General features: G+C 64.8%; 16 protein-coding genes and 2 tRNA genes. 8 read left to right on the forward strand and 10 right to left on the reverse strand.

Annotated elements, in window-relative coordinates; all coding sequences use genetic code 11:
• The first annotated feature begins 28 nt into the window (after positions 1-28).
• A complete protein-coding gene (locus ASD80_RS02555; protein ID WP_056228524.1) occupies positions 29-1,180 on the forward strand; it encodes a DUF459 domain-containing protein in 1,152 nt (383 codons plus the stop codon).
• Between the two features lie 51 nt (positions 1,181-1,231).
• Here the strand turns inward: ASD80_RS02555 and hpt are convergent, their stop codons facing one another.
• The 5 genes from hpt to ASD80_RS02585 form a co-directional block, all read right to left on the reverse strand.
• Positions 1,232-1,771, reverse strand: a complete 540-nt coding sequence (gene hpt / locus ASD80_RS02560; protein WP_056228526.1) for a hypoxanthine phosphoribosyltransferase — start codon at positions 1,769-1,771, stop codon at positions 1,232-1,234.
• Between the two features lie 246 nt (positions 1,772-2,017).
• A complete protein-coding gene (locus ASD80_RS02565) occupies positions 2,018-3,445 on the reverse strand; it encodes a glutamate synthase subunit beta (RefSeq protein ID WP_056228529.1) in 1,428 nt (475 codons plus the stop codon).
• A 174-nt stretch (positions 3,446-3,619) separates the two neighbouring features.
• Complete coding sequence (gltB, locus tag ASD80_RS02575; RefSeq protein ID WP_056228535.1) at positions 3,620-8,362, reverse strand: glutamate synthase large subunit; 4,743 nt, start codon at positions 8,360-8,362, stop codon at positions 3,620-3,622.
• Positions 8,363-9,127: 765 nt separating this feature from the next.
• A complete protein-coding gene (dps, locus tag ASD80_RS02580; RefSeq protein WP_056228538.1) occupies positions 9,128-9,601 on the reverse strand; it encodes a DNA starvation/stationary phase protection protein Dps in 474 nt (157 codons plus the stop codon).
• 234 nt (positions 9,602-9,835) lie between these two features.
• The gene (locus tag ASD80_RS02585) at positions 9,836-10,294 is read right to left on the reverse strand and encodes an Hsp20 family protein (RefSeq protein WP_056228542.1); all 459 of its coding nucleotides are present in this window, start codon (positions 10,292-10,294) and stop codon (positions 9,836-9,838) included.
• Between the two features lie 227 nt (positions 10,295-10,521).
• On the opposite strand from ASD80_RS02585, the gene ASD80_RS02590 reads away from it, so the two are divergent.
• The gene (locus ASD80_RS02590) at positions 10,522-11,004 is read left to right on the forward strand and encodes a hypothetical protein (RefSeq protein ID WP_056228545.1); all 483 of its coding nucleotides are present in this window, start codon (positions 10,522-10,524) and stop codon (positions 11,002-11,004) included.
• Between the two features lie 228 nt (positions 11,005-11,232).
• A complete protein-coding gene (locus ASD80_RS02595) occupies positions 11,233-12,207 on the forward strand; it encodes an alpha/beta fold hydrolase (protein ID WP_056228547.1) in 975 nt (324 codons plus the stop codon).
• Positions 12,208-12,220: 13 nt separating this feature from the next.
• Here ASD80_RS02595 and hisN read toward each other — a convergent pair whose 3' ends face one another.
• Positions 12,221-13,009 carry a histidinol-phosphatase gene (gene hisN, locus ASD80_RS02600; protein WP_056228550.1) on the reverse strand — a complete coding sequence of 263 codons (789 nt, stop codon included), beginning with the start codon at positions 13,007-13,009 and terminating at the stop codon, positions 12,221-12,223.
• 169 nt (positions 13,010-13,178) lie between these two features.
• Entirely contained in the window at positions 13,179-14,075 is an 897-nt protein-coding gene (locus ASD80_RS02605; protein WP_244488918.1) for an N-formylglutamate amidohydrolase, read from the reverse strand.
• 244 nt (positions 14,076-14,319) lie between these two features.
• On the opposite strand from ASD80_RS02605, the gene cpdR reads away from it, so the two are divergent.
• The 3 genes from cpdR to ASD80_RS02620 all read left to right on the forward strand — a co-directional run bounded on the left by cpdR (position 14,320) and on the right by ASD80_RS02620 (position 15,087).
• Positions 14,320-14,679 (forward strand): cell cycle two-component system response regulator CpdR, encoded by a 360-nt coding sequence (gene cpdR, locus ASD80_RS02610; protein ID WP_046105558.1) that lies wholly within the window; start codon positions 14,320-14,322, stop codon positions 14,677-14,679.
• Positions 14,680-14,911: 232 nt separating this feature from the next.
• Positions 14,912-14,986: transfer RNA gene (locus ASD80_RS02615), tRNA-Val, on the forward strand.
• A gap of 26 nt (positions 14,987-15,012) precedes the next feature.
• A tRNA-Val gene (locus tag ASD80_RS02620) sits at positions 15,013-15,087 on the forward strand.
• 328 nt (positions 15,088-15,415) lie between these two features.
• Here ASD80_RS02620 and ASD80_RS02625 read toward each other — a convergent pair.
• Complete coding sequence (locus ASD80_RS02625) at positions 15,416-16,030, reverse strand: pyridoxamine 5'-phosphate oxidase family protein (protein ID WP_056228554.1); 615 nt, start codon at positions 16,028-16,030, stop codon at positions 15,416-15,418.
• A 105-nt stretch (positions 16,031-16,135) separates the two neighbouring features.
• Here ASD80_RS02625 and msrB point away from each other — a divergent pair, with 105 nt between their 5' ends.
• Complete coding sequence (gene msrB / locus ASD80_RS02630; RefSeq protein WP_056228557.1) at positions 16,136-16,540, forward strand: peptide-methionine (R)-S-oxide reductase MsrB; 405 nt, start codon at positions 16,136-16,138, stop codon at positions 16,538-16,540.
• Between the two features lie 172 nt (positions 16,541-16,712).
• Here the strand turns inward: msrB and hrpB are convergent, their stop codons facing one another.
• Positions 16,713-19,154 (reverse strand): ATP-dependent helicase HrpB, encoded by a 2,442-nt coding sequence (hrpB, locus tag ASD80_RS02635; protein ID WP_056228560.1) that lies wholly within the window; start codon positions 19,152-19,154, stop codon positions 16,713-16,715.
• A gap of 259 nt (positions 19,155-19,413) precedes the next feature.
• Between hrpB and ASD80_RS02640 the strand changes: the two genes are divergently transcribed.
• Positions 19,414-20,277 (forward strand): aldose 1-epimerase family protein, encoded by an 864-nt coding sequence (locus ASD80_RS02640; RefSeq protein ID WP_056228563.1) that lies wholly within the window; start codon positions 19,414-19,416, stop codon positions 20,275-20,277.
• A 9-nt stretch (positions 20,278-20,286) separates the two neighbouring features.
• Here the strand turns inward: ASD80_RS02640 and ASD80_RS02645 are convergent, their stop codons facing one another.
• Positions 20,287-21,636, reverse strand: coding sequence for a sigma-54-dependent transcriptional regulator (locus tag ASD80_RS02645; protein ID WP_056228565.1), 1,350 nt, complete (start codon positions 21,634-21,636; stop codon positions 20,287-20,289).
• Position 21,637 lies beyond the last annotated feature (1 nt).

Here is a 21,637-nt window from a genome sequence, read left to right on the forward strand (position 1 = left end):
GGCCCGGCGGTTTTGCTAGAGGGTTGGAATGATCCGCCTGATGGTCGCATTGCTGGTCGGCCTGCTCGTCGTTGTCGACGTGGCGCCCGCCTTTGCCCAGAGTTCCGACACGATCGTCGTGGCGCAGGAGCAGCGGCGGCGGACGCTGTTCGACCTGCTGTTCGGCGAGCCTGAACCGGCGCCGGCGCCGGTGCAGCAGGCGCCGCGCCAGGCCGCCCCGGCCGCCGCCCTGCCGCCACCCAAGCCGCAGGTGGAGAAGGCGCCCAATGCCACGCGCCTTGCCGTGTTCGGCGATTCCCTGGCCATCGACCTTAGCCGGGCGCTGGAACGGTTCTATGCCGAAGACCCCAACCTGGTGGTGATCGACCAGGGCGTCAGCTCCTCGGGCTTTGTGCGGTTCGATTACTTCGACTGGGACAAGGCGATCACCGAGCAGATCGCGGCCGACAGCTTCGATCTCGCCGTAGTGATGATCGGCATCAACGACCGGCAGGATATCACGGTGCCGGGCGGCAGCTATGAACCGCTGACCGACGCCTGGAACGCGGCCTACCAGGCGCGCATCACCAGTTTCCTCGGTAAGCTGCGGGCAGCTCGCAAGCCGGTGATCTGGCTCGGCCTGCCGCCCATGTCCAAAACCGAATATTCGGCGGCGATCAGCCAGATCAGCAATATCCAGCGTCTGGCCAGTTTTTCGGGCGGAGCGGAATTCCTTGATATTTATGAGAGATTCCTCGGCGAGGACGGCAAGTATTCCTCGCATGGTCCCGATGTGAACGGGCAGAATGCCCGCATGCGCAAGGATGACGGCATCCATTTCTCCTCGGCCGGCGCCGACAAGCTGGCCTTCTATCTCAGCCAGACGATCCGGGCCTTCTACCGGGGGGGCGGCGTGACGATTGCGGTGGCCGATCCGCTGCTCGGCACCGATGCGGCGGTCATGCTGCGCCCGCCCTATCAGGGGCTGGGCGCGGCGCGGCTGCTGGAGGTGGCGGGCGCCGTGATCCCGATCAGCCGCGTGCCAGCGCGGGCAGTCGAGCTGGTGACGGCGACAAGCGCCCCGGCGGTGCAGCCCTTCACGCTCGAACAGTTGGTGACGGCGCCGGTGGGGCGGGTCGATGCGTTCGGCGTCGGCACGGACCCTACGGACGGGTCCGTGGAGAATGATGGCGGGCGTTGAGCAGCAGTATGCCTGAGGTTTTGCGGGTGGGGATAAGTTTCAGAAAAACTTTCAGCCGGTGAAACGGACGGCAGCGATATGGGGCAGGTTGCGATTGCGCTGGGCGTAGTCGATGCCGTAGCCGACGACGAACTTGTCGGGGATATCGAAGCCGACCCAGCGCGCGGTGACGTCGGTTTCGCGGCGGCTGGGCTTGTTGAGCAGGGCGCAGACTTCCATGCGGCGCGGATGGCGGGTCTCGAGAATTTCGAGAACGTGTTTCAGCGTATAGCCGGTATCGACGATATCTTCGACGACCAGCACATCGCGACCGGCGATCTCGCCGCGCAAGTCCTTGAGTATCCTGACTTCCCGGCTGGATTCGGTGGAATTTCCGTAGGACGAGGCTTCCATGAAATCGACTTCGACCGGCAGGTCGAGCTCGCGCACCAGGTCGGCGATGAAGATGAAGGAACCGCGCAGCAGGCCGACCACGACGAGCTTGTCGGTATCGGCATAGTGGGAGGATATCTCCTTGGCCAGGGCCTCGACGCGGGCGGCGATGGCCTTGGCGGAGATCAGTTCATCGACGGTGTAGGGCTTGGTGGTCATGCGAGATTCCGAGCAGCAGAGGGGTCGAATACGCTAACAGACTGTTAGCATCGACGAGGCGCGCCTGTGAATAGAACCGGCCGCGCAGTCATCTCCCTCCCCCCTTGCGGGGAGGGATCAAGGGTGGGGGGTGTTTGGCCCCGATATCTGGGCTCCCGCACCCCCACCCAGCGCCGCTAGGCGCGAAAGCGCCAAGCTGTGCTTCCCTCCCCGCAAGGGGGAGGGACAGATCGAGTTGTGGGCGTCTTACCGCGGCAGATCCGTCTTACCCATCAGGTCGTAGTCGATGGAGCGGGCGGCCTGGCGGCCTTCGCGGATGGCCCAGACGACCAGGGACTGGCCGCGGCGCATGTCGCCGGCGGCGTAGACCTTGGGGACCGTGGTCTTGTAGCTCATGGTGTCGGCAAAGAGATTGCCGCGCTTGTCGAGCTGGGCGCCGAGCTGTTCCAACATGCCCTCATAAATCGGCGAGGCGAAGCCGATGGCCAGGAGGACCAGGTCGGCCTTGATGACGAATTCGGTGCCGGGAATGGGCTGGCGCTTGCGGTCGACGCGGGCGCATTCGACGCCGGTGACCTCGCCCCTGGCATTGCCGATGATCTTCATGGTGCCGGCGGCGAATTCGCGGATGGCGCCTTCGGCCTGGCTGGACGAGGTGCGCATCTTGACCGCCCAGTTTGGCCAGTTGGTCAGCTTGTTTTCCAGTTCGGGCGGCATGGGGCGCACGTCGAGCTGGGTGACGGCGATGGCGCCCTGGCGGAAGCTGGTGCCGACGCAATCCGAAGCGGTATCGCCGCCACCGACGACGACGACATGCTTGCCGGCGGCGGTGAGCTGGACTTCGCCCGAAACGTCCTCGCCGCCCAGGCGGCGGTTCTGCTGCACGAGGAAGGGCATGGCGAAGTGGACGCCATTGAGGTGGGTGCCTTCGCTTTCGACTTCGCGCGGCTTTTCGGCGCCACCGCAGAGCAGCACGGCATCGTGGCGGCCCTGCAGGTCGGAGAGAGGGGTGTTGACCCCGACATTGACGCCATAGTGGAAGGTGACGCCCTCGGCTTCCATCTGGGTGACGCGGAAGTCGATATGCTGCTTTTCCATCTTGAAGTCGGGAATGCCGTAGCGCATCAGGCCGCCGGCCTTGGGCTCGCGTTCGTAGAGGTGAACGTCATGGCCGGCGCGGGCAAGCTGCTGGGCCGCGGCCATGCCGGCCGGGCCGGAGCCGACGATGGCGACCGACTTGCCTGACTTGTTGGCAGTGACCTGCGGCTTGATCCAGCCATTGCGGATGGCGCGGTCGGCAATGGCCTGTTCCACCGTCTTGATGGCGACCGGAATGTCTTCCAGGTTCAGCGTGCAGGCTTCCTCGCAGGGGGCGGGGCAGATGCGGCCGGTGAATTCGGGGAAGTTGTTGGTGGAATGCAGGTTCCGCGCCGCTTCCTCCCAATCGCCCTGGTAGACGAGATCGTTCCAGTCCGGAATCTGGTTGTTGACCGGGCAGCCGGTATCGCCGTGGCAGAAGGGAATGCCGCAATCCATGCAGCGCGCCGCCTGATCGACGATGCGGCCTTCCGACATGGGAATGGTGAATTCACCGAAATGGCGGATGCGGTCGGAGGCTGGCTCATAGCGGGGCTCTTCGCGCTCGATTTCGAGAAAGCCTGTTACCTTACCCATGGCGGTATTCCCTGCAAATTTCGATCAGAGCTTGCGGCTCCTGCGCACCCTCCCCCTTTGAGGGGAGGGCCGGGGAGGGGGTGGTCCGGTGAACACCGATGGACCCCCACCCTCGGTCCCTCCCCTCAAGGGGGAGGGAGGCGATGGAGCCGCCAATGTGGTGCAGCGCCATCATCATTCCGCCGCCACGCCCATGCCGCCGGCCCGCTTCTTTTCCATCTCCTGGATGGCGCGGCGGTATTCGACCGGCATGACCTTGACGAATTTCGGGCGCATCTCGACCCAGTGGTCGAGGATGAATTTGGCGCGGTCAGAACCTGTGTAGTGCAGGTGGTTGGAGATGAGCTGGTGCAGGCGCTCGTCGTCATGCCTGGTCATATCGCCGGATATGTCGACGCGGCCATGCCATTCGAGGTCTCCGCCGTGGTGGTGGAGCTTCTGCATGAGCGCTTCTTCCTCGGACACGGGTTCGAGTTCGACCATGGCGAGGTTGCAGCGCTGGCGGAAGGTCTCGTCTTCGTCGAGGACGTAGGCGACACCACCGGACATGCCGGCGGCGAAGTTGCGGCCGGTGGGGCCGATGACGACGACGACGCCACCGGTCATGTATTCGCAGCCGTGATCGCCGGTGCCTTCGACGACAGCGACGGCGCCGGAATTGCGCACGGCAAAGCGTTCGCCGGCAATGCCGCGGAAGTAGCACTCGCCGGCAATGGCGCCGTAGAGCACGGTATTGCCGACGATGATCGACTTTGAGGGCTCGAAGCTTACCGTGTCGGAGGGGCGCACGACGATGCGGCCACCCGAAAGCCCCTTGCCGACATAGTCGTTGGCGTCGCCCACCATGTCGATGGAGATGCCGCGGGCGAGGAAGGCGCCGAAGGCCTGGCCGGCAGTGCCGGTCAGCTTGATCGAGATGGTGTCGTCGGGCAGGCCTTCATGGCCGTAACGCTTGGCAAGTGCGCCCGAGAGCATGGCGCCGGCCGAGCGGTCGCGGCTGCGGATGGGCAGCTCGATCTGCACGGCCTCGCCGCGGGCCAGAGCCGGCTCGGCCAGTTCGACCAGCTTGCGGTCGAGCACGGCTTCGAGGTGATGGTTCTGGAACTCGGAGTGATAGAGCGTATCGCCGCCGATGGGCTCGGGCTTGTAGATCAGCTTGCTGAAATCGACGCCCTGGCTCTTCCAGTAATCGAGCATCTTCTTCTGGTCGAGCAGGTCCGAGCGACCGATGAGGTCGCGCAGGGTGCGGGCACCCATGCCGGCCATCAGGCCACGCAGTTCTTCGGCGATGAAGAAGAAGTAGTTGATGACGTGTTCGGGCGTGCCCTTGAAGCGCTTGCGCAGAACCGGGTCCTGGGTGGCGACGCCGACCGGGCAGGTATTGAGGTGGCACTTGCGCATCATGATGCAGCCGGCCGCGATGAGCGGCGCGGTGGAGAAACCGAACTCATCGGCGCCGAGCAGGGCGCCGATGAGGACGTCGCGGCCAGTCTTGAGACCGCCATCGACCTGCAGCACGACGCGGCTGCGCAACCGGTTGAGCACCAGCGTCTGGTGGGTTTCGGCAAGGCCGATTTCCCAGGGGCCGCCGGCATGCTTGAGCGAGGTCAGCGGCGAAGCGCCGGTACCGCCATCATAGCCGGAGACGGTGATGTGATCGGCGCGGGCCTTGGCGACGCCGGCCGCGACCGTGCCGACGCCCACTTCGGAGACCAGCTTGACCGAGATATCGGCCTGCTCGTTGACGTTCTTGAGGTCGTAGATGAGCTGGGCGAGGTCTTCGATGGAATAGATGTCGTGATGCGGCGGCGGGCTGATGAGGCCCACGCCGGGCGTGGAATGGCGCGTCTTGGCGACGATCCAATCGACCTTGTGGCCGGGCAATTGTCCGCCTTCGCCGGGCTTGGCGCCCTGCGCGACCTTGATCTGGAGGGCATCGGCATTGACCAGGTATTCGGTGGTGACGCCGAAGCGGCCGGACGCGATCTGCTTGATGGCCGAACGCAGCGGGTTCTGCGAGCCATCGGGCAGGGGCTTGTAGCGGTCGGGTTCCTCGCCGCCTTCGCCGGTATTGGACTTGCCGCCAATGCGGTTCATCGCCTGGGCGAGGGTGGTGTGGGCTTCGCGCGAAATCGAGCCGAAACTCATGGCGCCGGTGACGAAGCGCTTGACGATATCGACTGCCGGTTCGACCTCGTCGAGATCAATGGCTTCGCCGAGCGGCTTGATGTCGAAGAAATTGCGAATGGCGAGATAGCCGTTTTCGCCCGAATTCACGCGGGCGGCAAAGCTGTCATAGCGCTCCTGCGCGGTTTCGGGACTTTCGTCCTTCGTGCGCACGGCGTGCTGCAGGTCGGAGACCACGTCGGGGCTCCAGGCATGCTTTTCGCCGCGGATGCGGTACATGTAGTCGCCGCCCACATCGAGCGCCTTGCGCAGAACGGCGTCGTCGCCGAAGGCGTCGCGGTGGCGGCGGACGGTTTCCTCGGCGACTTCGGCAAGGCCGACGCCCTCAATGGTGGTGGCGGTGCCGAAGAAGAAGCGCTTGACGAAATCGGTCTTGAGGCCAACGGCGTCGAAAATCTGCGCGCCGCAATAGGACTGGTAGGTCGAGATGCCCATCTTGGACATGACCTTGAGCAGGCCCTTGCCCACCGACTTGATGTAGCGATGCACGACTTCGGTGGCATCGACCTCGTCGGGGAATTCGCCCTCGGCATGGAGCGCGGAGAGCACTTCGAAGGCCAGATAGGGGTTGATGGCTTCGGCGCCATAGCCGGCCAGCATGGCGAAATGGTGCATTTCGCGGGCTTCGCCGGTTTCCACGACCAGGCCCGTCGAGGTGCGCAACCCCTTGCGGATCAGGTGGTGGTGCACCGCGGCGAGCGCCAGCAGGGTCGGAATATCGAGCCGGTCGGCGGCGATGCGCCGGTCGCTGAGGATGATGATGTTGTATTCGCCCCGGACGGCGGCCTCGGCCTCCTGGCAGATGGCATCGATGGCCGCTTCCATGCCCACCGCTCCCATATCGGCGGGATAGGTGATGTCGATGGTCCTGGTCTTGAACTGGTTGGTATCCATGCCACCAATGGCGCGGATCTTTTCGAGATCCTCGTTGGTGAGAATGGGCTGGCGCACTTCGAGACGCTTTTCGCGCGACACGCCTTCGAGGTCGAAGATGTTGGGGCGCGGGCCGATGAAGCTGACGAGGCTCATCACCGATTCCTCGCGGATCGGATCGATGGGCGGATTGGTGACCTGGGCGAAGTTCTGCTTGAAATAGGTGTAGAGGAGCTTGGACTTCTGGCTCAGCGCGGACAGGGGCGTGTCGGTGCCCATGGAGCCGACCGCTTCCTGGCCGGTGGTGGCCATGGGCGTCATCAGCAGCTTGATGTCTTCCTGGGTATAGCCGAAGGCCTGGAGGCGATCGAGCAGCGCATCGGTGGGCTCGGGGGCCTTGGGCGGCACGGCGGGCAGGTCTTCGAGCACGATCTGGCTGCGGGCCAGCCATTCGGCATAGGGGTTCTTCGTGGCGAGGGTGCGCTTGATCTCCTCGTCGGAGATGATGCGGCCCTCTTCGAGATCGAGCAGCAGCATGCGGCCCGGCTGCAGGCGCCAGCGTTCGACGATATCCTCGTCGGGAATGTCGAGCACGCCGGATTCGGAGGCGAGGACGACATGGCCTTCCTTGGTCACCAGGTAACGGGCGGGGCGCAACCCGTTGCGGTCGAGCGTGGCGACGACGTAGCGCCCATCGCTGAGGGACATGGCGGCAGGGCCGTCCCAGGGTTCCATCAGGGCGGCATGGTATTCATAGAAGGCGCGGCGCTGCTCATCCATCAGCGGATTGCCGGCCCAGGCTTCGGGGATCAGCATCATGGCGGCGTGCGGCAGCGAATAGCCGCCGCGCACGAGGAATTCGAGCGCGTTGTCGAAGCAGGCGGTGTCGGACTGGCCTTCGTAGGAGATGGGCCAAATCTTGGTGATGTCATCGCCGAACTTGGGCGATGAGACCGAGGCCTGGCGGGCGGCCATCCAGTTGACGTTGCCACGAATGGTGTTGATTTCACCATTATGGGTGGTCATGCGATAGGGGTGGGCCAGCTTCCAGGAGGGGAAAGTGTTGGTCGAGAAGCGCTGGTGGACCAAAGCGATGGCGCTCTCGAAATCGGGGTCGCCGAGATCGGGATAGAAGGGGCCGAGCTGGTAGGCCAGGAACATGCCCTTGTAGACGATGGTGCGGGCCGACATAGAGACGACATAGAAGCCGTTGTCGCTGTCGCTCTCGGGCACCTGGGCGTAAACGGTGTTGGAAATGACCTTGCGCACGATGAGCAGCTTGCGCTCGAACTCGTCGAGGGTGAGGCCATCGGGGCGGGCGATGACCATCTGCTCGATGACCGGCTGGGTGGCGATGACGCCTTCGCTAAGCCTCGAATTGTCTGTGGGCACGACGCGCTCGCCGAGCAGGTCGAGCCCCTCGCGCTCCAGGCAGCCACGCACCACGGCGGCTACGCGGTCGCGCAGGCCATCGGTGTTGGGATAGAACAGCATGGCCACGGCGTAGTGGTGCTTTTCGGGCAGAGCGAAGGGCAAGACCTTGGCGAAGAAGGCATGCGGAGTCTGCACCAGGATACCGGCGCCGTCGCCCATCAGCGGATCGGCGCCCACGGCGCCGCGATGTTCGAGGTTCTCGAGGATTTCGAGACCCTTCTCGACCACTTCGTGACTGGGCTTGTTCTTGATATTGGCGATCATGCCGATGCCGCAGGCATCGTGCTCGTTGGCCGGATCGTAAAGACCCTGGGCCTCGGGGCGGCCCGACGGGGCGACGCGGCGGCCGTTGCGAATCAAGGTTTTGCTGTTGGCGGTCTTCGTCGTGACGGGAGTTGGAGATCCGTTCCGCGCGTGTGCCATGGCTTTCCTCGTTTCGTTGGTCGCGCCCGCTGCCGGGCCCTGTCGCTATGTCGTGTGCATCCTGATGGTGCCGGCGTGCGGCGGGCTGGATGCGTTCGTTCCTCTGTGGGCGCATTGTTCAGGCGGGTCGTACTATACAGTACGGCTCGGAAGCGCAAACGCGTCCATGCGTGGGGAGTGGCGCTGCATCCAAATGGCCACTCGAAATTCGGGCCGGTCGTCGTCTTTCGCTTGATGCCGGCCTGCAAGCCAGGGTCTGCTCCGCTTCCGGTGCTCACGTACCAATGTACGCTCCGCTCCGGTTCTCGCAAACCCTGTCTTTCGGCGCGGCCTGAAGCGAAATACTTCGGACCGTCTCAACCCCGCCTATCCGTTTCCGCTCATCTAGAGCGGGCCAGCCGGACCGGCGTGCGCGCTGGCCGCGGAGAGCGGGGCGACGCGTCAGATAGGACAGGCGTACTGCCCTAACCCCGGCACATTTGCATAATTCAAAACCAGCGGCAAGCGCCAAAGCTGGACTTTTTGAAAAATCTATAGGAAAGGCGACATTTCACTATAGGATTTGTAGGAATTGCGGTAGCGATCTTGGCATTTTTGCTTAAATCGCAGGCGTTATGAGCAGATTTTGGGCAAAATACCTATTTTGAGCGGAATTTTCCGGTATTTGCCTATTCCTGTTGGGCGAGATTGTAGGACTTCAGGGCAAGTCGAAACGCAGAACGCGGCCTGGGGAGGCCGTGTTCTGGGTGCTTGAGCGGTATCGATCTATTCGAGATGCGACTTGATGAACCAGAGGTCCTTGTCGAGCTCGCGGGAGAAGGCGGTGAGGATGTCGGCGGCATCGGCATCGCCGGCTTCGTCGGTGGCGTCGATATCTTCGCGAACCTGATTGGCCAGGGTGGCGAAGCGGTCGGCGAGGGCGGCTAGGTGGTCGGCTATCTTGCGGATGTCGGTGGGATAGGGAGCGAGCGCAGTGGCCTTGGCGATGATCTGGCTGGTGCCCAGGGCGACGCCATCGAGCTGGGCGATGCGCTCGGCGATGATATCGACATGGGTATCGATGGCGGCGCGCATGGGATCGAGCATTTCATGCACGGCGATGAAATTGGGGCCCTTGAGGTTCCAATGTGCCTGCTTGGTGATCAGGGCCAGGTCGATGGCGTCGGCGAGACGGGCGTTGAGAATATCGATGACGGCGGATTTGGCATTGGCCTTGAGAGCGATGGCGGGGGTTTTCATGGGGGAGTCCTTGGACGCTGGTGGTTTTGGACTCAACTGGTTGGGGCGGGCGGGGTTCCAGAGGTGAGGAAATAGTGGGCGGCGCCATGCCTCCAAAAACAAAGCACCCCCGGCAGAGCCGAGGGTGCGGTGTGGATCGTGCCTGCGGACGACCTGGACCATTCGGGCATAGCCCTCATGGCCTAGCCACTAAAGTCGCCCCACCGAAGCGATTTTGCGCAAGAGCGCCGGCGTCTAGTTGACCGACTTGTCCTCGATGGTCGGCTGGGTGCCGGCATTGATCTGGATGGAGCGCGGCTTCTTGCTTTCGGGCAGTTCGCGCTTCAGTTCCAGGTGCAGCAGGCCGTTTTCGAGGCTGGCGCCCTGAACCTCGACATAGTCGGCAAGCTGGAAGCGCAGCTCGAAAGCGCGCTCGGCAATGCCGCGATGGAGGAATTCACGGGCCTTGTCGGCGGTCTCGGCCGGCTTGGCGCCCTTGATGACCAGGCTGTTTTCCTTGGTCTCGATGGCAATGTCGCCATTGGCAAAGCCCGCAACGGCGATCGAGATGCGGTAGGCGTCATCGCCAGTGCGCTCGATATTGTAGGGCGGATAGGTCTTGGCTTCCTGCCCGACAAGGGTATCGAGACGGTTGAAGACACGGTCAAAGCCGACCGTGGAACGATAGAAGGGGGAAAAATCGATGGTCTGCATGGTCACATTCTCCTGTGAGCAACGTGGATGTCCCGGTGGTCTCGTGCAGGGCTCCCAGAATTGAGGCGAGCAATGCGTTTCCGAGGTCGGGGTTCCCGGAAAGTCCGGCGAACGATTGAAATATGGGAGCGGGTTTTCCGGGTTCAAGGGGACAAATTTCGGCCGGTGGTGGAACTGATCGGGGCCGCTTTTCGTCACCCCTTCGATATGCAACCGGGAAAAGTCTGATGAAGCCAATCGCTCCGCTGCTGGCGCTCGCGGTCCTCGCGCCCTTGTCCGCCCATGCCCAACCGGCCCCTATCTGGGGCGGGCACTACAATATGGGGGTCTTCGCCGCCGGGGGCGGCAGCGAGGCCGATGGCCATGTCAGCCTCGAATGCTCGGGCGACGAGCTTGCCGATGCCGGCGCCTTCTTCCTGCAACTGGAGCCTGCCGCGTCCATCGAACCCTTCGTCGACGCTCCGCCGCACCTCGATTTCCTGATCGACGGGGACATTTTCACAGTGCCGGTCACGGCAGAAAACGGCGCCGTTTTCTTTTATCGGTCCGAACCCGAGGATGACACGGTGACTCTCCCGCTGATCGCGGCATTGCGAGGCGGGCGCACCCTTGTCGTATCGGCGCCTGAACTCGACATTGCCGAGATCGCGTTGCGGGGTTCCGGCGAGGCGCTGACCTATGTCGAGCAATGCGTGGCCGACAATGACTGAGGACCGGACAATGATGAACCGAATATGAACGGCATAGTCCGGTCGAGTTCAGGCGGGGGGCGCTAGAAGGGGGCATGTGTCGAGGGAGACCTCGTCACGACCCCAATGCGGTCCATCACCCGCCCCCCGCATGGGCCGCAACAAGGAAGCCAGCATCCTCCGGGATGCTGGTTTTCTTTTTTCAAGTTGTTTGGGCTAAGACAGGTCACCTCTTGCTCGGAAGTGCCCATGAACGCCGTCGTCGATCCCAATGGACCCAGCCTCGTCAATGTCCCGTCCAATCCCATGCCCGAGGGCGGGCGCGTGGGCTTTTTCAGGACGGACGACAATGTGCAATTGCGCTATGCGATCTGGCCCAAGTCGGACGGGGCGCATCGGGGGACGATCTGCCTGGTGCAGGGGCGCACCGAATTCATCGAGAAATATTTCGAGACCGTGGCCGATTTCCGCCGGCGCGGCTTTGCCGTGGCGACATTCGACTGGCGTGGGCAGGGTGGGTCGGACCGGCTGATCGGCAACGGCGCGCTCGGCTATGTCGACCGGTTCGAGGACTACTGGACGGATTTGCGGAGCTTTCACGGGGAAATCCTGCTGCCCGACTGCCCGCCCCCGTATTATCTCGTGGGCCATTCCATGGGGGGGCTGGCTTCGCTGTTTGCGGGCGTCAACGACCGGATGATGTTCGACCGGGTGTTTTTGTCGGCGCCCATGGTGGCGCTGGACCGACAGCCGCTGAGCATGAAGGGCATGGCGCGGGTCTGCGAGGCGTTGAGCTTTTTCGGGCTGGGGCAGGTGCCGGTGGGCCGCAAGGCGGACAAGCCGATGTCGGAGGCGAGTTTTCCCAATAATCCGCTGACCGGCGACCTGATCCGCTATATGCGCTCGGTCGATGTGGTCAGGGAGCGGCCCGAGCTGGGCATCGGGGTGCCGACGGTGCGCTGGGCAGCCTCGGCCTTCGGCGCCATGGCCGAAGCGGGGCGGGACAGTTTCCCCGCCCGTATCCGCGTGCCCCTATTGATGCTGGCGGCGGCGCGGGACGAGGTGGTGTCGACGCCGGCCACCGAACAACTGGGGCTGCGCCTGCGCACCGGACGGCATGTGGTGATCGCCGGGGCACGGCACGAGCTGTTCATGGAGAGCGACGCGATCCGCGGGCAGGTGCTTGCCGCGTTCGATGCGTTTATTACCGAACAATCCTCTTAGGGCGCGATGCGAGCTACGCGGCGTTGACCAGCGCGAGGGCCTTTTCCAACAGTTCGGGACTTGCGGCGGCGATGACATTACCGCCGGCGGTGGGCTCGCTACCGTCCCAGCAGGATATGGCGCCGCCGGCTTCGCGGATGATGGGGACCAGGGCGGCGATGTCGTAGGTGTTGAGGTGGGGCTCGATGGCAAGGTCGATGTGCCCTGCTGCCACCAAGGCATAGCCGTAGCAGTCGAGACCGAAGCGATGCAGCCTTGTCGCCGCTTCCACGGCTTGCCATTTGGCCTTCAACTGTGGCGTGTCGAACAGGCGCGGCGCCGTAGACGCCACTTTAGCCTGGGCGAGGTCGGTCTGGCCGCTGGTGCGGATGGGGCTGGTGACGTCGCTGCGGCGGTAGGTAGCGCGGCCGGGCACCGCGAGGAAGGTTTCCCCGATAAAGGGCTGGCTCATGATGCCGGCTATGGCGACGCCCTGGTAGGCAAATCCGATCAGCGTGCCCCAGACGGGGGCGCCGGAAATGAAGGCGCGGGTGCCGTCGACCGGGTCGATGATCCAGGTGTAGTCGCTCTCGCCGGTCGTTCCCCATTCCTCGCCGATGATGGCGTGGTCGGGGAAGTGTTCCGCGATGATGGCGCGGATGGCGGTTTCGGCGCCGCGATCGGCCTCGGTCACCGGGTCGAAGCCGATAGTGTATTTGTTGTCGACGGCCAGGGGGGTACGGAACAGCGGCAAGGTATGCGCAGCGGCTGCGTCAGCGGCGGCCAGCAGGGTAGCTTCGACTTTGGCGAGATCGATTGTCATGGGGCGGTCCGGGCACAAGGTTCGTAGCATAAGGGTGATGGGCTGGGTCTTCCCACCGGATCGTCGCCCTCGGGCTTGACCCGAGGGGCCTGTACTTGCTGGACGTTGTGTAAGTGCAACGCCCTCGGGTCAAGCCCGAGGGTGACGGCCTGTGGTTTGGAAGAGCATGCTACTCCGCCGCTTCCTTGTCGATGGCGGGGGTGCTGCCGACCAGCGAGACCAGGTCGAGACCGATCAAAGCGAAGATCAGGCGTTCGACCAAGGCGCGGATGGCGTCGAAGCCTTCATTGCGGACCAGGGTCACTTCGTTCATGTAGAGGTGGCGGCTGATTTCGATCTGCAGGGCATGCACGCCATGTTGCGGGCGGCCATAGGTGCGGGTGGCGAAGCCTCCGGCATAGGGGCGGTTGCGGGCCACCTTGAGGCCGGCGCTGGTGAAGATGGTTTCGGCCAGATCGACGAGGCCGGGGGCGCAGGTGGTGCCATAGCGGTCGCCCAGAACGATATCGGGCGCGGCCTTGTCATTGGCGCGGGTGATGCGCGGCATGGAGTGGCAATCGATCAGCAGGGCCACGCCGAAGGCGGCAATGGCTTCGCTGAGCAGCTTCTGCAGGGCCGCGTGATAGGGATGGTAGATGCCATCGATGCGCATGCGGGCGTCATCGAGCGTCAGCGGCTCGCGATAGATCGGCTTGTTCTCGGCCACGACGCGCGCCAGCGTACCCAGCCCGGCTGCAACGCGGGGCGAGGTGGTGTTGAAGCGCTCCGACAGCGGCTCGACGAACATGGTGGGATCGAGTTCCCACGGCTCGCGGTTGACGTCGAGATAGGCGCGAGGGAAATGCGCCCGCAGCATCGGGGCGCCCAGATGGGGCGCGCGGGCGAAAAGTTCATCGACCCAGGCATCTTCGGACTGGCGGATGGACAGATGATCGAGCCGGGTCATGGCCAGGAACCGCTCGGGATAGACGCGGCCGGAATGGGGGGAATTGAACACCAAAGGTGTCACCAGCCGGCGCGGCCGGATGGTTTCGAATGCAGGCTGATCCCAATAGTCGGACCGCACGATGCCTCCCCCGAAGGGCGTCTTTGCCGACGCCAGAGTGATTTGCCTGTCAGTGTCGCGCTTTGCGCCGGGCTTGTCCAGTTTGTCGCAAAATTGCGAAGGGGAAACGTGTTGCTGTTGCATGGAGGCAAACTTCGCTTAAACATCGCGCTATATAGTCCGACTCAATAGCGCCACACGGCGCGTTTCTGTTGCGCCTTGCGTGGAGCCGTCAGGCAGCGCGGGCGAACGTCCGGAGACTTCGATGAAGCGAATCCTGCTCGCGGAAGACGACAATGACATGCGCCAGTTTCTGACGCGTGCGCTCAAGAATGCGGGCTATGAAGTCGTGTCGTTCGACAATGGGCTTTCGGCCTATGAGCGGCTGCGCGAGGAGCCGTTCTCGCTGCTGCTCAGCGATATCGTGATGCCGGAAATGGACGGGATCGAGCTGGCGCGGCGCGCCACCGAGCTCGACCCGGATCTCAAGGTGATGTTCATCACCGGCTTTGCCGCCGTGGCGCTGAACCCGGACAGCGACGCGCCCAAGGATGCCTCGGTGCTGAGCAAGCCGTTTCATCTCAAGGACCTGGTCAACGAGGTCGAGCGGCTGCTGGCTGCCTGAGACCACGTGTAAGCTCTACTGTGACGGCCGCCTGACGCGGCTTTCTGCGCTTCCGGTGCTCACGTACTGATGTATGCTCCGCTCCGGTTCTCGAAAGCCACGCCATCCGACTCGCCACAGCGAGTTTCCACATGGTCTCAGAACATCGATGGACCCTCTTGACCCCCAACCGGGTTTTATGGTCTATCCGCGCCACTGGACGGGCCTTGCGGTTCTTCCATCCCGGAGAGATGGGCGTATAGCTCAGCGGGAGAGCACCTCGTTGACATCGAGGGGGTCACAAGTTCGATCCTTGTTACGCCCACCATCTCTCTACTTTTCGCCGATGGCGATGGGAGTATAGCTCAGCGGGAGAGCATTCGCTTCACACGCGAAGGGTCACAAGTTCAATCCTTGTTACTCCCACCATCTACCCACCTTTCGGGCCATGCCGGTCTGCAAATACCCATTTCCTCCGCTTCCGGTGCTCCCGTACCGAGCGTAGGTTCCGCTCCGGTTCTCGGAAACGGGCGCTTTCGACTCGCCCTGACCCGAAATTTGGGCAGATGGCGCCCGGCGGGCGATCGGGGGCGACCACACCACATCTGGGATTTCCTGCTTCCATGCTTGTCCGGGCAATCCATTCCTCCCCGAACGCTGATCGCTGGATCACCTGGACGAGCCGGGTGATGACGATGGGTGGGATGGTCTCAAAGTTGACGATGTCCCCAAAGTGAACAGTCCCAAGATCGGGCTGTCACCACATGGTCTGCCTGGCCCGTTCGGGCCAGGCTTGGTCATAGGCCTGGCCGCCGACCTGGTTGTCGGTCATGGCGGCGAGGATTTCGCCGGGCGTGGGCAGGGATTTGGGGTCGATGTGGCGGGCCGGGTTCCAGAGTTCGGAGCGGATGACGGCGCGGGCACACTGGAAATAGAGCTCGTCGATCTGCATGATGATGACCGAGCGGGGCGCCTTGCCCTCGACGGCGAAGCTGGCCAGCAGGTCGGGGTCGATGCCGAGATGGGCCTTGCCATTGGCGCGGAAGGTGGTGCCGCTGCCGGGCAGCAGGAACAGGAAGGCGCAGCGCGGGTCGCGCACGATATTGCGCAGCGAATCGATGCGATTGTTGCCGCGGCGATCCGGCATCATCAGGGTGCGGTCATCGTGGATGCGGACAAAGCCGGGCTGGTCGCCGCGTGGCGAACAATCCACGCCTTCGGGGCCGACCGTGGCCAGCACAGCGAAGGGGCTGGCTTCGATCAGGCGCCGGTAATGCGGCGTCATCCTATGGGCGATCTTGGTGGTCGAGGCGGCAACGGGAACGGGGGTGTAGAGCGCTTCGAGCTGCTCCACTGAGGTAATGATGGACATGGCGGGCCTGTTGGCAATCGGCCCGAAGTGATGCGACGGGCATATGGGCGAGATGTAACTGATCCTATATCCTGGACGAATGACAGTGCGACAAAGGAGTGACAGATGGACACCCATGCCTTCAAGGTGACCCACACCGACGCCGAGTGGCGCGCCAGGCTGACGCCGGAACAGTATCAGGTGATGCGCAATCACGGCACCGAGCGGCCCGGCTCGTGCGCGCTGCTGCATGAAAAACGGCAGGGCACGTTTTCCTGCGCCGGCTGCGATACGCCGCTATTCGCCGCCACCCTGAAATTCGAGAGTGGCACCGGCTGGCCGAGCTTCAACGATCCGCTGCCGGGCTCGGTCGAGACGACCACCGACAAGAGCCACGGCATGGTCCGGACGGAGGTGCATTGCGCCACCTGCGGCAGCCATCTGGGGCATGTGTTTCCCGACGGGCCGCCGCCGACCGGATTGCGCTACTGCATCAATGGCGTGGCGCTGAATTTTACCGCCGCTGAGTAGATGGAAAACCCCGGAGCGATCCGGGGTTTTTTGTTGGGACGGCGTTGCCGATCTCGTCATTGCCCGGCTTGTCCGGGCAATCCGTTGCGGCTGCGGGCGCGGATGGATGGATCACCCGGACAAGCCGGGTGATGACGATGGAGCGCGAGTAACGGTGGATGCGGAGCCGGTGCTAGGTGCCCCGCGGCTTCGCCCGCGCCGTGGCGGCGGCGTTTATCGGGTCGTCGGGCCAGAAGTGGCGGGGGTAGCGGCCTTTCAAATCCTTGGCGACGTCTTTCCAACTGCCGCGCCAGAAACCGGGGAGGTCGCGCGTGGTCTGGATGGGGCGGTGAGCGGGGGAGAGCAGGATGAGCAGCAGCGGCACCTTGCCGCCGGCGACGGATGGGTGGCGGTCGAGGCCGAAAAGTTCCTGCACGCGGATTTCCAGCGCCGGGCCGTTTTCGGCGGCGTAGTCGATGGGCAGGTGGCTGCCTGACGGCGCGGTGAAGTGGCTGGGCAGGAGCTTGTCGATGTCCTGGCGTTGCGACCAGGGCAGTAAAGTGTCGAGAGCGTTGCCGAGATGGGCGGCGGTGACGGCGGCGAGGCGGGTTTCGCCCAGGATGTGGGGCGCGAGCCAGGCCGGATCGGCGGCGAGGGCGGCGTCGGAGAGGTCGGGCCAGGCGGCGCCCAAGCTGTCGCGCAGATAGAGGGCGCGAGCGCGCAGGGCCTTTTGCTCCTTGCTCCAGGGCAGTGTTTCGGGGCGGCGCAGGGCGGCGGCGGCCAGCAGGGCGGCGGCCTGTTCGAGATCGGTGACGGCGACGGGATCGTCGGCGAGGCGCAGGGCGCCGAGCTGGCGCTGACGGCGGGCGCGGATGCTGGCCGAGGCCGCATCAAAGACCAGCGTGGTGGTTTCGGTGATGCGATGGGCGAAGAGGGTTTCGAGATCGGCTCGATCGAGGACGGCGGCGGTGCGAATGCGGCTGGTGGCGGCGGCGCCGGTGAGATCGGTGACGACGAGGAAGGGGGCGGCGGCGAGGGCGTCGGTCGCGTCGAGGCTGGCCTGGCGGCCGTTGGCGAGGCGGAATTTGCCGCGGGCGGTGGACTGGGCGACACGATCGGGAAAGGCGTGGGCGAGGTGCCAGCCTGCAGGAAGATTGCCTGCTGTTTGCCTGCTGTTTGCACCTGCCCAGCGCCGGGCAAGATTGCGGGCATCTTCGGCGCGCTTGCTGCGATCGGTGCGGAAGCGGTCGAGGCGGTGAGCGAGGTCGGTGCCGTCGCCGCCCAGGCCGCGCTCGGAGATGAGGACGGCGAGTTCCGCGGCGGTCCGGGCATCGTCTGCGGCGGCGCCGGCGACGACCATATGGGCAAGGCGCGGATGCAGCGGCAGGCGGGCGAGGGCCTTGCCTTCGGGGGTGATGCGGCCGGTGGAGTCGAGCGCGTCCAGCGATTTGAGCAGGGTGGTGGCTTCAGCCCAGGCGGGGGCGGGCGGGGGATCCAGGAAAGGCAAGGTTGTGGGATCGGTGACGCCCCAATTGGCCAGGTCGAGCGCAAAGCCGGCGAGGTCGGCGGCGAGGATTTCGGGCGTGTCGAAGCTCTCGAGCGCTGATGTCTGCCCCTCGTTCCACAGGCGGATGGCGACGCCGGGACTGGTGCGGCCGGCGCGACCGCGGCGCTGGTCGGCCCCGGCGCGGGAGACGCGGCGGGTGGCCAGCGTGGTAAGGCCGGTATTGGGCTCGTAGACCGGAACGCGGCGGAAGCCGCTATCGATCACGATACGGACGCCGTCGATGGTCAGCGAGGTTTCGGCGATGGAGGTGGCGAGCACGACCTTGCGGCGGCCCGGTTCGGCAGGGCGAATGGCGCGGTCCTGCTCGGCCGGGGTGAGCTGACCATAGAGCGGGGCGATATCGGTATTGGCGGGCACGCGGCTGGCGAGGCGTTCGGCGGTGCGGGTGATTTCGCCCTGGCCGGGCAGGAAGACCAGGGCCGAGCCGTCATGCTCGCGCAGAGCGGCGAGGACGGCATTGGTCACCTGATCTTCAAGGCGCTGCAAAGCATCGGGCTCGCGGTGGATAGTCTCGACCGGAAAGGCGCGGCCTTGGCTCTCGATGACGGGGGCATCATCGAGCAGGCGGGAAACGCGGGCGCCGTCGATGGTGGCGGACATGACCAGGACGCGCAGATCGGGGCGAAGTGCGGATGCGTCGAGGGTGAGGGCGAGGCCGAGATCGCCGTCGAGGCTGCGTTCGTGGAATTCGTCGAACAGCACGGCGGCGGTGCCGGACAGTTCGGGGTCGTCGAGCGCCATGCGGGTGAAGACGCCTTCGGTGACGATCTCGATGCGGGTGCGGGCAGAGACTTTGGTGTCCATGCGGACACGGTAGCCGACGGTCTGGCCGACATCTTCGCCGAGCAGCCGCGCCATTTGCGCGGCAGCGGCACGGGCGGCGAGGCGGCGCGGTTCGAGCATGATGATGCGGCGGTCGTCGCGCCAGGGGGCGGACAGGAGGGCGAGGGGAACGCGGGTGGTCTTGCCGGCGCCGGGCGGGGCGACGAGGACGGCGTATGGCCCGGTGGCGAGGGCATCGCGCAGGGCAGGCAGGGCGTCGTCGATGGGGAGCGGCGGCAGGGACATGGGAGGTGTTTGGCGGATGGGAGGGGTTTGGGCAAGGGGCTGCGATGCCAGTATTCATCGCCTCCCTTCCCTTGAGGGGAGGGATCGAGGGTGGGGGTGTCGAGTTCTCCACCAACGCAAATGTGTGCGGACCGTCCGACACCCCTCCCTGGCTCCGCTACGGCCCGATGGGCCTAGCGACGCTACCCTCCCCTCAAGGGGGAGGGTGGGAAAGAGCCATTGGTGTTGATAGAGGTGGAGCGTGGTTCAGGAGCTTGGCATGAACAATATCCGCATCGGCAATGAGCATGTGACCGTCGAAATCTCGCCGCTCGGCTCGGAGATGCAGTCGATCACGACCAGCGATGGGCAGGACTGGCTGTGGGATGGCGATGCGGCGTTCTGGGGCGGGCGGTCGCCGGTGCTGTTTCCGATCGTGGGCCGGGCGCCGGACGATCATGTGCGGATCGAGGGGGTCCGCTATCCGATGGGGCAGCACGGCTTTGCACGGCGCAGCGAATTCGAACTAGTGGAGCGCGGGACCGATTTCTGCCGGATGGCGCTGCGGGCGGGGCAGGCGAGCCATTCGATCTTTCCGTTCGATTTCCTGCTGGAGCTGGAGCATCGCGTCGAGGGGCGCGGGGTGAGCGTCACGGCGGAGGTAACCAATCGGGATCATCGGCCGATGCCGTTCGGCATCGGGTTTCATCCGGCTTTCGTGTGGCCGCTGCCCGGCTGTGCGGGTCTGGAGCACCGGGTGGTGCTGGATAATGGCGGGGCGCCGGAACTGGTGCGGCTATCGGGCGGACTGGTGCAGAAGGAGCGGCTGGCTTCGCCGTTCAGGGCGGGTGAGCTGGTGCTGAGCCATGAGCTGTTCGCGGCCGATGCCATGCTGTTTCCCGAGGGCGCGGGCGCCGGGCTGACCTATGCGGCGGGGGACAAGGCGGTGCGGTTCACCTGGGAGAATTTGCCGAATTTTGCGCTGTGGTCGAAGGCGGGGGCGGAGTTTGTGTGCCTCGAGCCGTGGCATGGGACGGCGGCGGAAGTTGGTGGCAGCGATGATCTGAGCGAGCGGCCTTATGGGGATGTGCTGGGGCCGGGGGCGACGGGGCGGTATGGATTTCGGGTGGAGCTGGTGGGGTAGGGCGTGGCGCTATCTGCGCACGCCCAGCCTTGTCATTTTTTCGCTTAGCGTTCGTCTGGGCACTTGTAGCGCGTCCACCACTGCCGCGATGGAATCCCCGTGCCTTGCCAGTTCGGCTTCGATGACGTGGCGTTCGTAGGCGGCGAGGCGGTCGGCGAGGCTGGCGGTGGACGGGAGGGGCTTGGCCCTGGGGCCGAGGATGGTGTCGAGCGAGCGGCCGGTGGCATCGAGGCCGAGGGCGAAGCGGTCGGCGGCGGCCTTGATTTCGCGGACATTGCCGGGCCAGGCGTGGACCAGCAGGGCGTTGATGTCGGCCGGATGCAGTTGCGGCGCGGGCTTGTTGAAGCGCTGGGCGGCCATGCCCAGGAAGTGGTGGAACAGCAATACGCTGTCCTCGCCGCGGTCGCGCAGCGGGGCTAGATGGATGGTGGCGAGGTTGAGCCGGTAATAGAGATCGGCACGGAAGCGGCCGGCGTCGCTTTCGGCCGCGAGGTCGACCTTTGAGGCGGCGACGATGCGCACGTCTAGCGGAATCTGGCGGTTGGAACCGACGCGCTCGACCACGCGCTCCTGGATGACGCGGAGCACCTTGGCCTGGGCCAGCAGGGGCATGGACTCGACCTCATCCAGCAATAGCGTGCCGCCATTGGCGAATTCGAACTTGCCGACGCGCTGGCCGGAAGCGCCGGTAAAGGCGCCGGCCTCGTGGCCGAAGAGCTCGGATTCGATCAGCTCGGCCGGGATGGCGGCGCAATTGACGGCGACGAAGGGGCCCTTGGCGCGGGGCGAGAAGTCATGGAGGCAGCGGGCGACGACTTCCTTGCCGGTGCCGGTTTCGCCCAGGATGATGACATCGGTGGGAATGGAGGCCAATTCGCGCACTGCATGGCGCAAATCCTCCATGACGCGGGAGGAGCCGACGAGGCGGGTGGAGAGTTCAGCCTCGCCGCCATCGAGCCGGCGGCGCAGGTCGGCGACTTCGCGCTTGAGGCCGGCCTGTTCGGCGGCGCGGCGCAGGGTCTTGACCAGCTGGTCGGGCACATAGGGCTTTTGCAGGAAATCGAAGGCGCCGCCGCGCATGGCTTCCACCGCCATGGGCACGTCGCCATGGCCGGTGATGAGGATGACCTCGGTGGCCAGCGCCCGTTCCCCGACGGTGCGGAGCAGGTCGAGGCCGCTGAGGCCGGGCATGCGGACATCGGTCAGGATGACCTGGGGGTGGATGTCGTCGAGCAGGGCGAGGGCCTCGGTGGCGCTTGACGCGGCATGGGTCGTGAAGCCCGACAGGCGCAGCCATTGGTCGAGGGCGGTGCGCACCATTTCCTCGTCATCGACGATGAGAACGGAAGGGTTGGTCATG

The sequence above is a fragment of the Devosia sp. Root635 genome (assembly GCF_001427605.1).
GTDB lineage: Bacteria > Pseudomonadota > Alphaproteobacteria > Rhizobiales > Devosiaceae > Devosia.

Excerpts from the sequence above, each read along its gene's own strand:
- gltB (WP_056228535.1), bottom strand. The coding sequence starts at position 8,362 with ATGGCACACGCGCGGAACGGATCTCCAACTCCCGTCACGACGAAGACC.
- hrpB (WP_056228560.1), bottom strand. The coding sequence starts at position 19,154 with ATGTCCCTGCCGCCGCTCCCCATCGACGACGCCCTGCCTGCCCTGCGC.
- ASD80_RS02645 (WP_056228565.1), bottom strand. The coding sequence starts at position 21,636 with ATGACCAACCCTTCCGTTCTCATCGTCGATGACGAGGAAATGGTGCGC.
- hpt (WP_056228526.1), bottom strand. The coding sequence starts at position 1,771 with ATGACCACCAAGCCCTACACCGTCGATGAACTGATCTCCGCCAAGGCC.
- ASD80_RS02555 (WP_056228524.1), top strand. The coding sequence starts at position 29 with ATGATCCGCCTGATGGTCGCATTGCTGGTCGGCCTGCTCGTCGTTGTC.
- ASD80_RS02625 (WP_056228554.1), bottom strand. The coding sequence starts at position 16,030 with ATGTCCATCATTACCTCAGTGGAGCAGCTCGAAGCGCTCTACACCCCC.
- ASD80_RS02595 (WP_056228547.1), top strand. The coding sequence starts at position 11,233 with ATGAACGCCGTCGTCGATCCCAATGGACCCAGCCTCGTCAATGTCCCG.
- dps (WP_056228538.1), bottom strand. The coding sequence starts at position 9,601 with ATGAAAACCCCCGCCATCGCTCTCAAGGCCAATGCCAAATCCGCCGTC.
- msrB (WP_056228557.1), top strand. The coding sequence starts at position 16,136 with ATGGACACCCATGCCTTCAAGGTGACCCACACCGACGCCGAGTGGCGC.
- ASD80_RS02590 (WP_056228545.1), top strand. The coding sequence starts at position 10,522 with ATGAAGCCAATCGCTCCGCTGCTGGCGCTCGCGGTCCTCGCGCCCTTG.
- hisN (WP_056228550.1), bottom strand. The coding sequence starts at position 13,009 with ATGACAATCGATCTCGCCAAAGTCGAAGCTACCCTGCTGGCCGCCGCT.
- cpdR (WP_046105558.1), top strand. The coding sequence starts at position 14,320 with ATGAAGCGAATCCTGCTCGCGGAAGACGACAATGACATGCGCCAGTTT.
- ASD80_RS02585 (WP_056228542.1), bottom strand. The coding sequence starts at position 10,294 with ATGCAGACCATCGATTTTTCCCCCTTCTATCGTTCCACGGTCGGCTTT.
- ASD80_RS02640 (WP_056228563.1), top strand. The coding sequence starts at position 19,414 with ATGAACAATATCCGCATCGGCAATGAGCATGTGACCGTCGAAATCTCG.
- ASD80_RS02565 (WP_056228529.1), bottom strand. The coding sequence starts at position 3,445 with ATGGGTAAGGTAACAGGCTTTCTCGAAATCGAGCGCGAAGAGCCCCGC.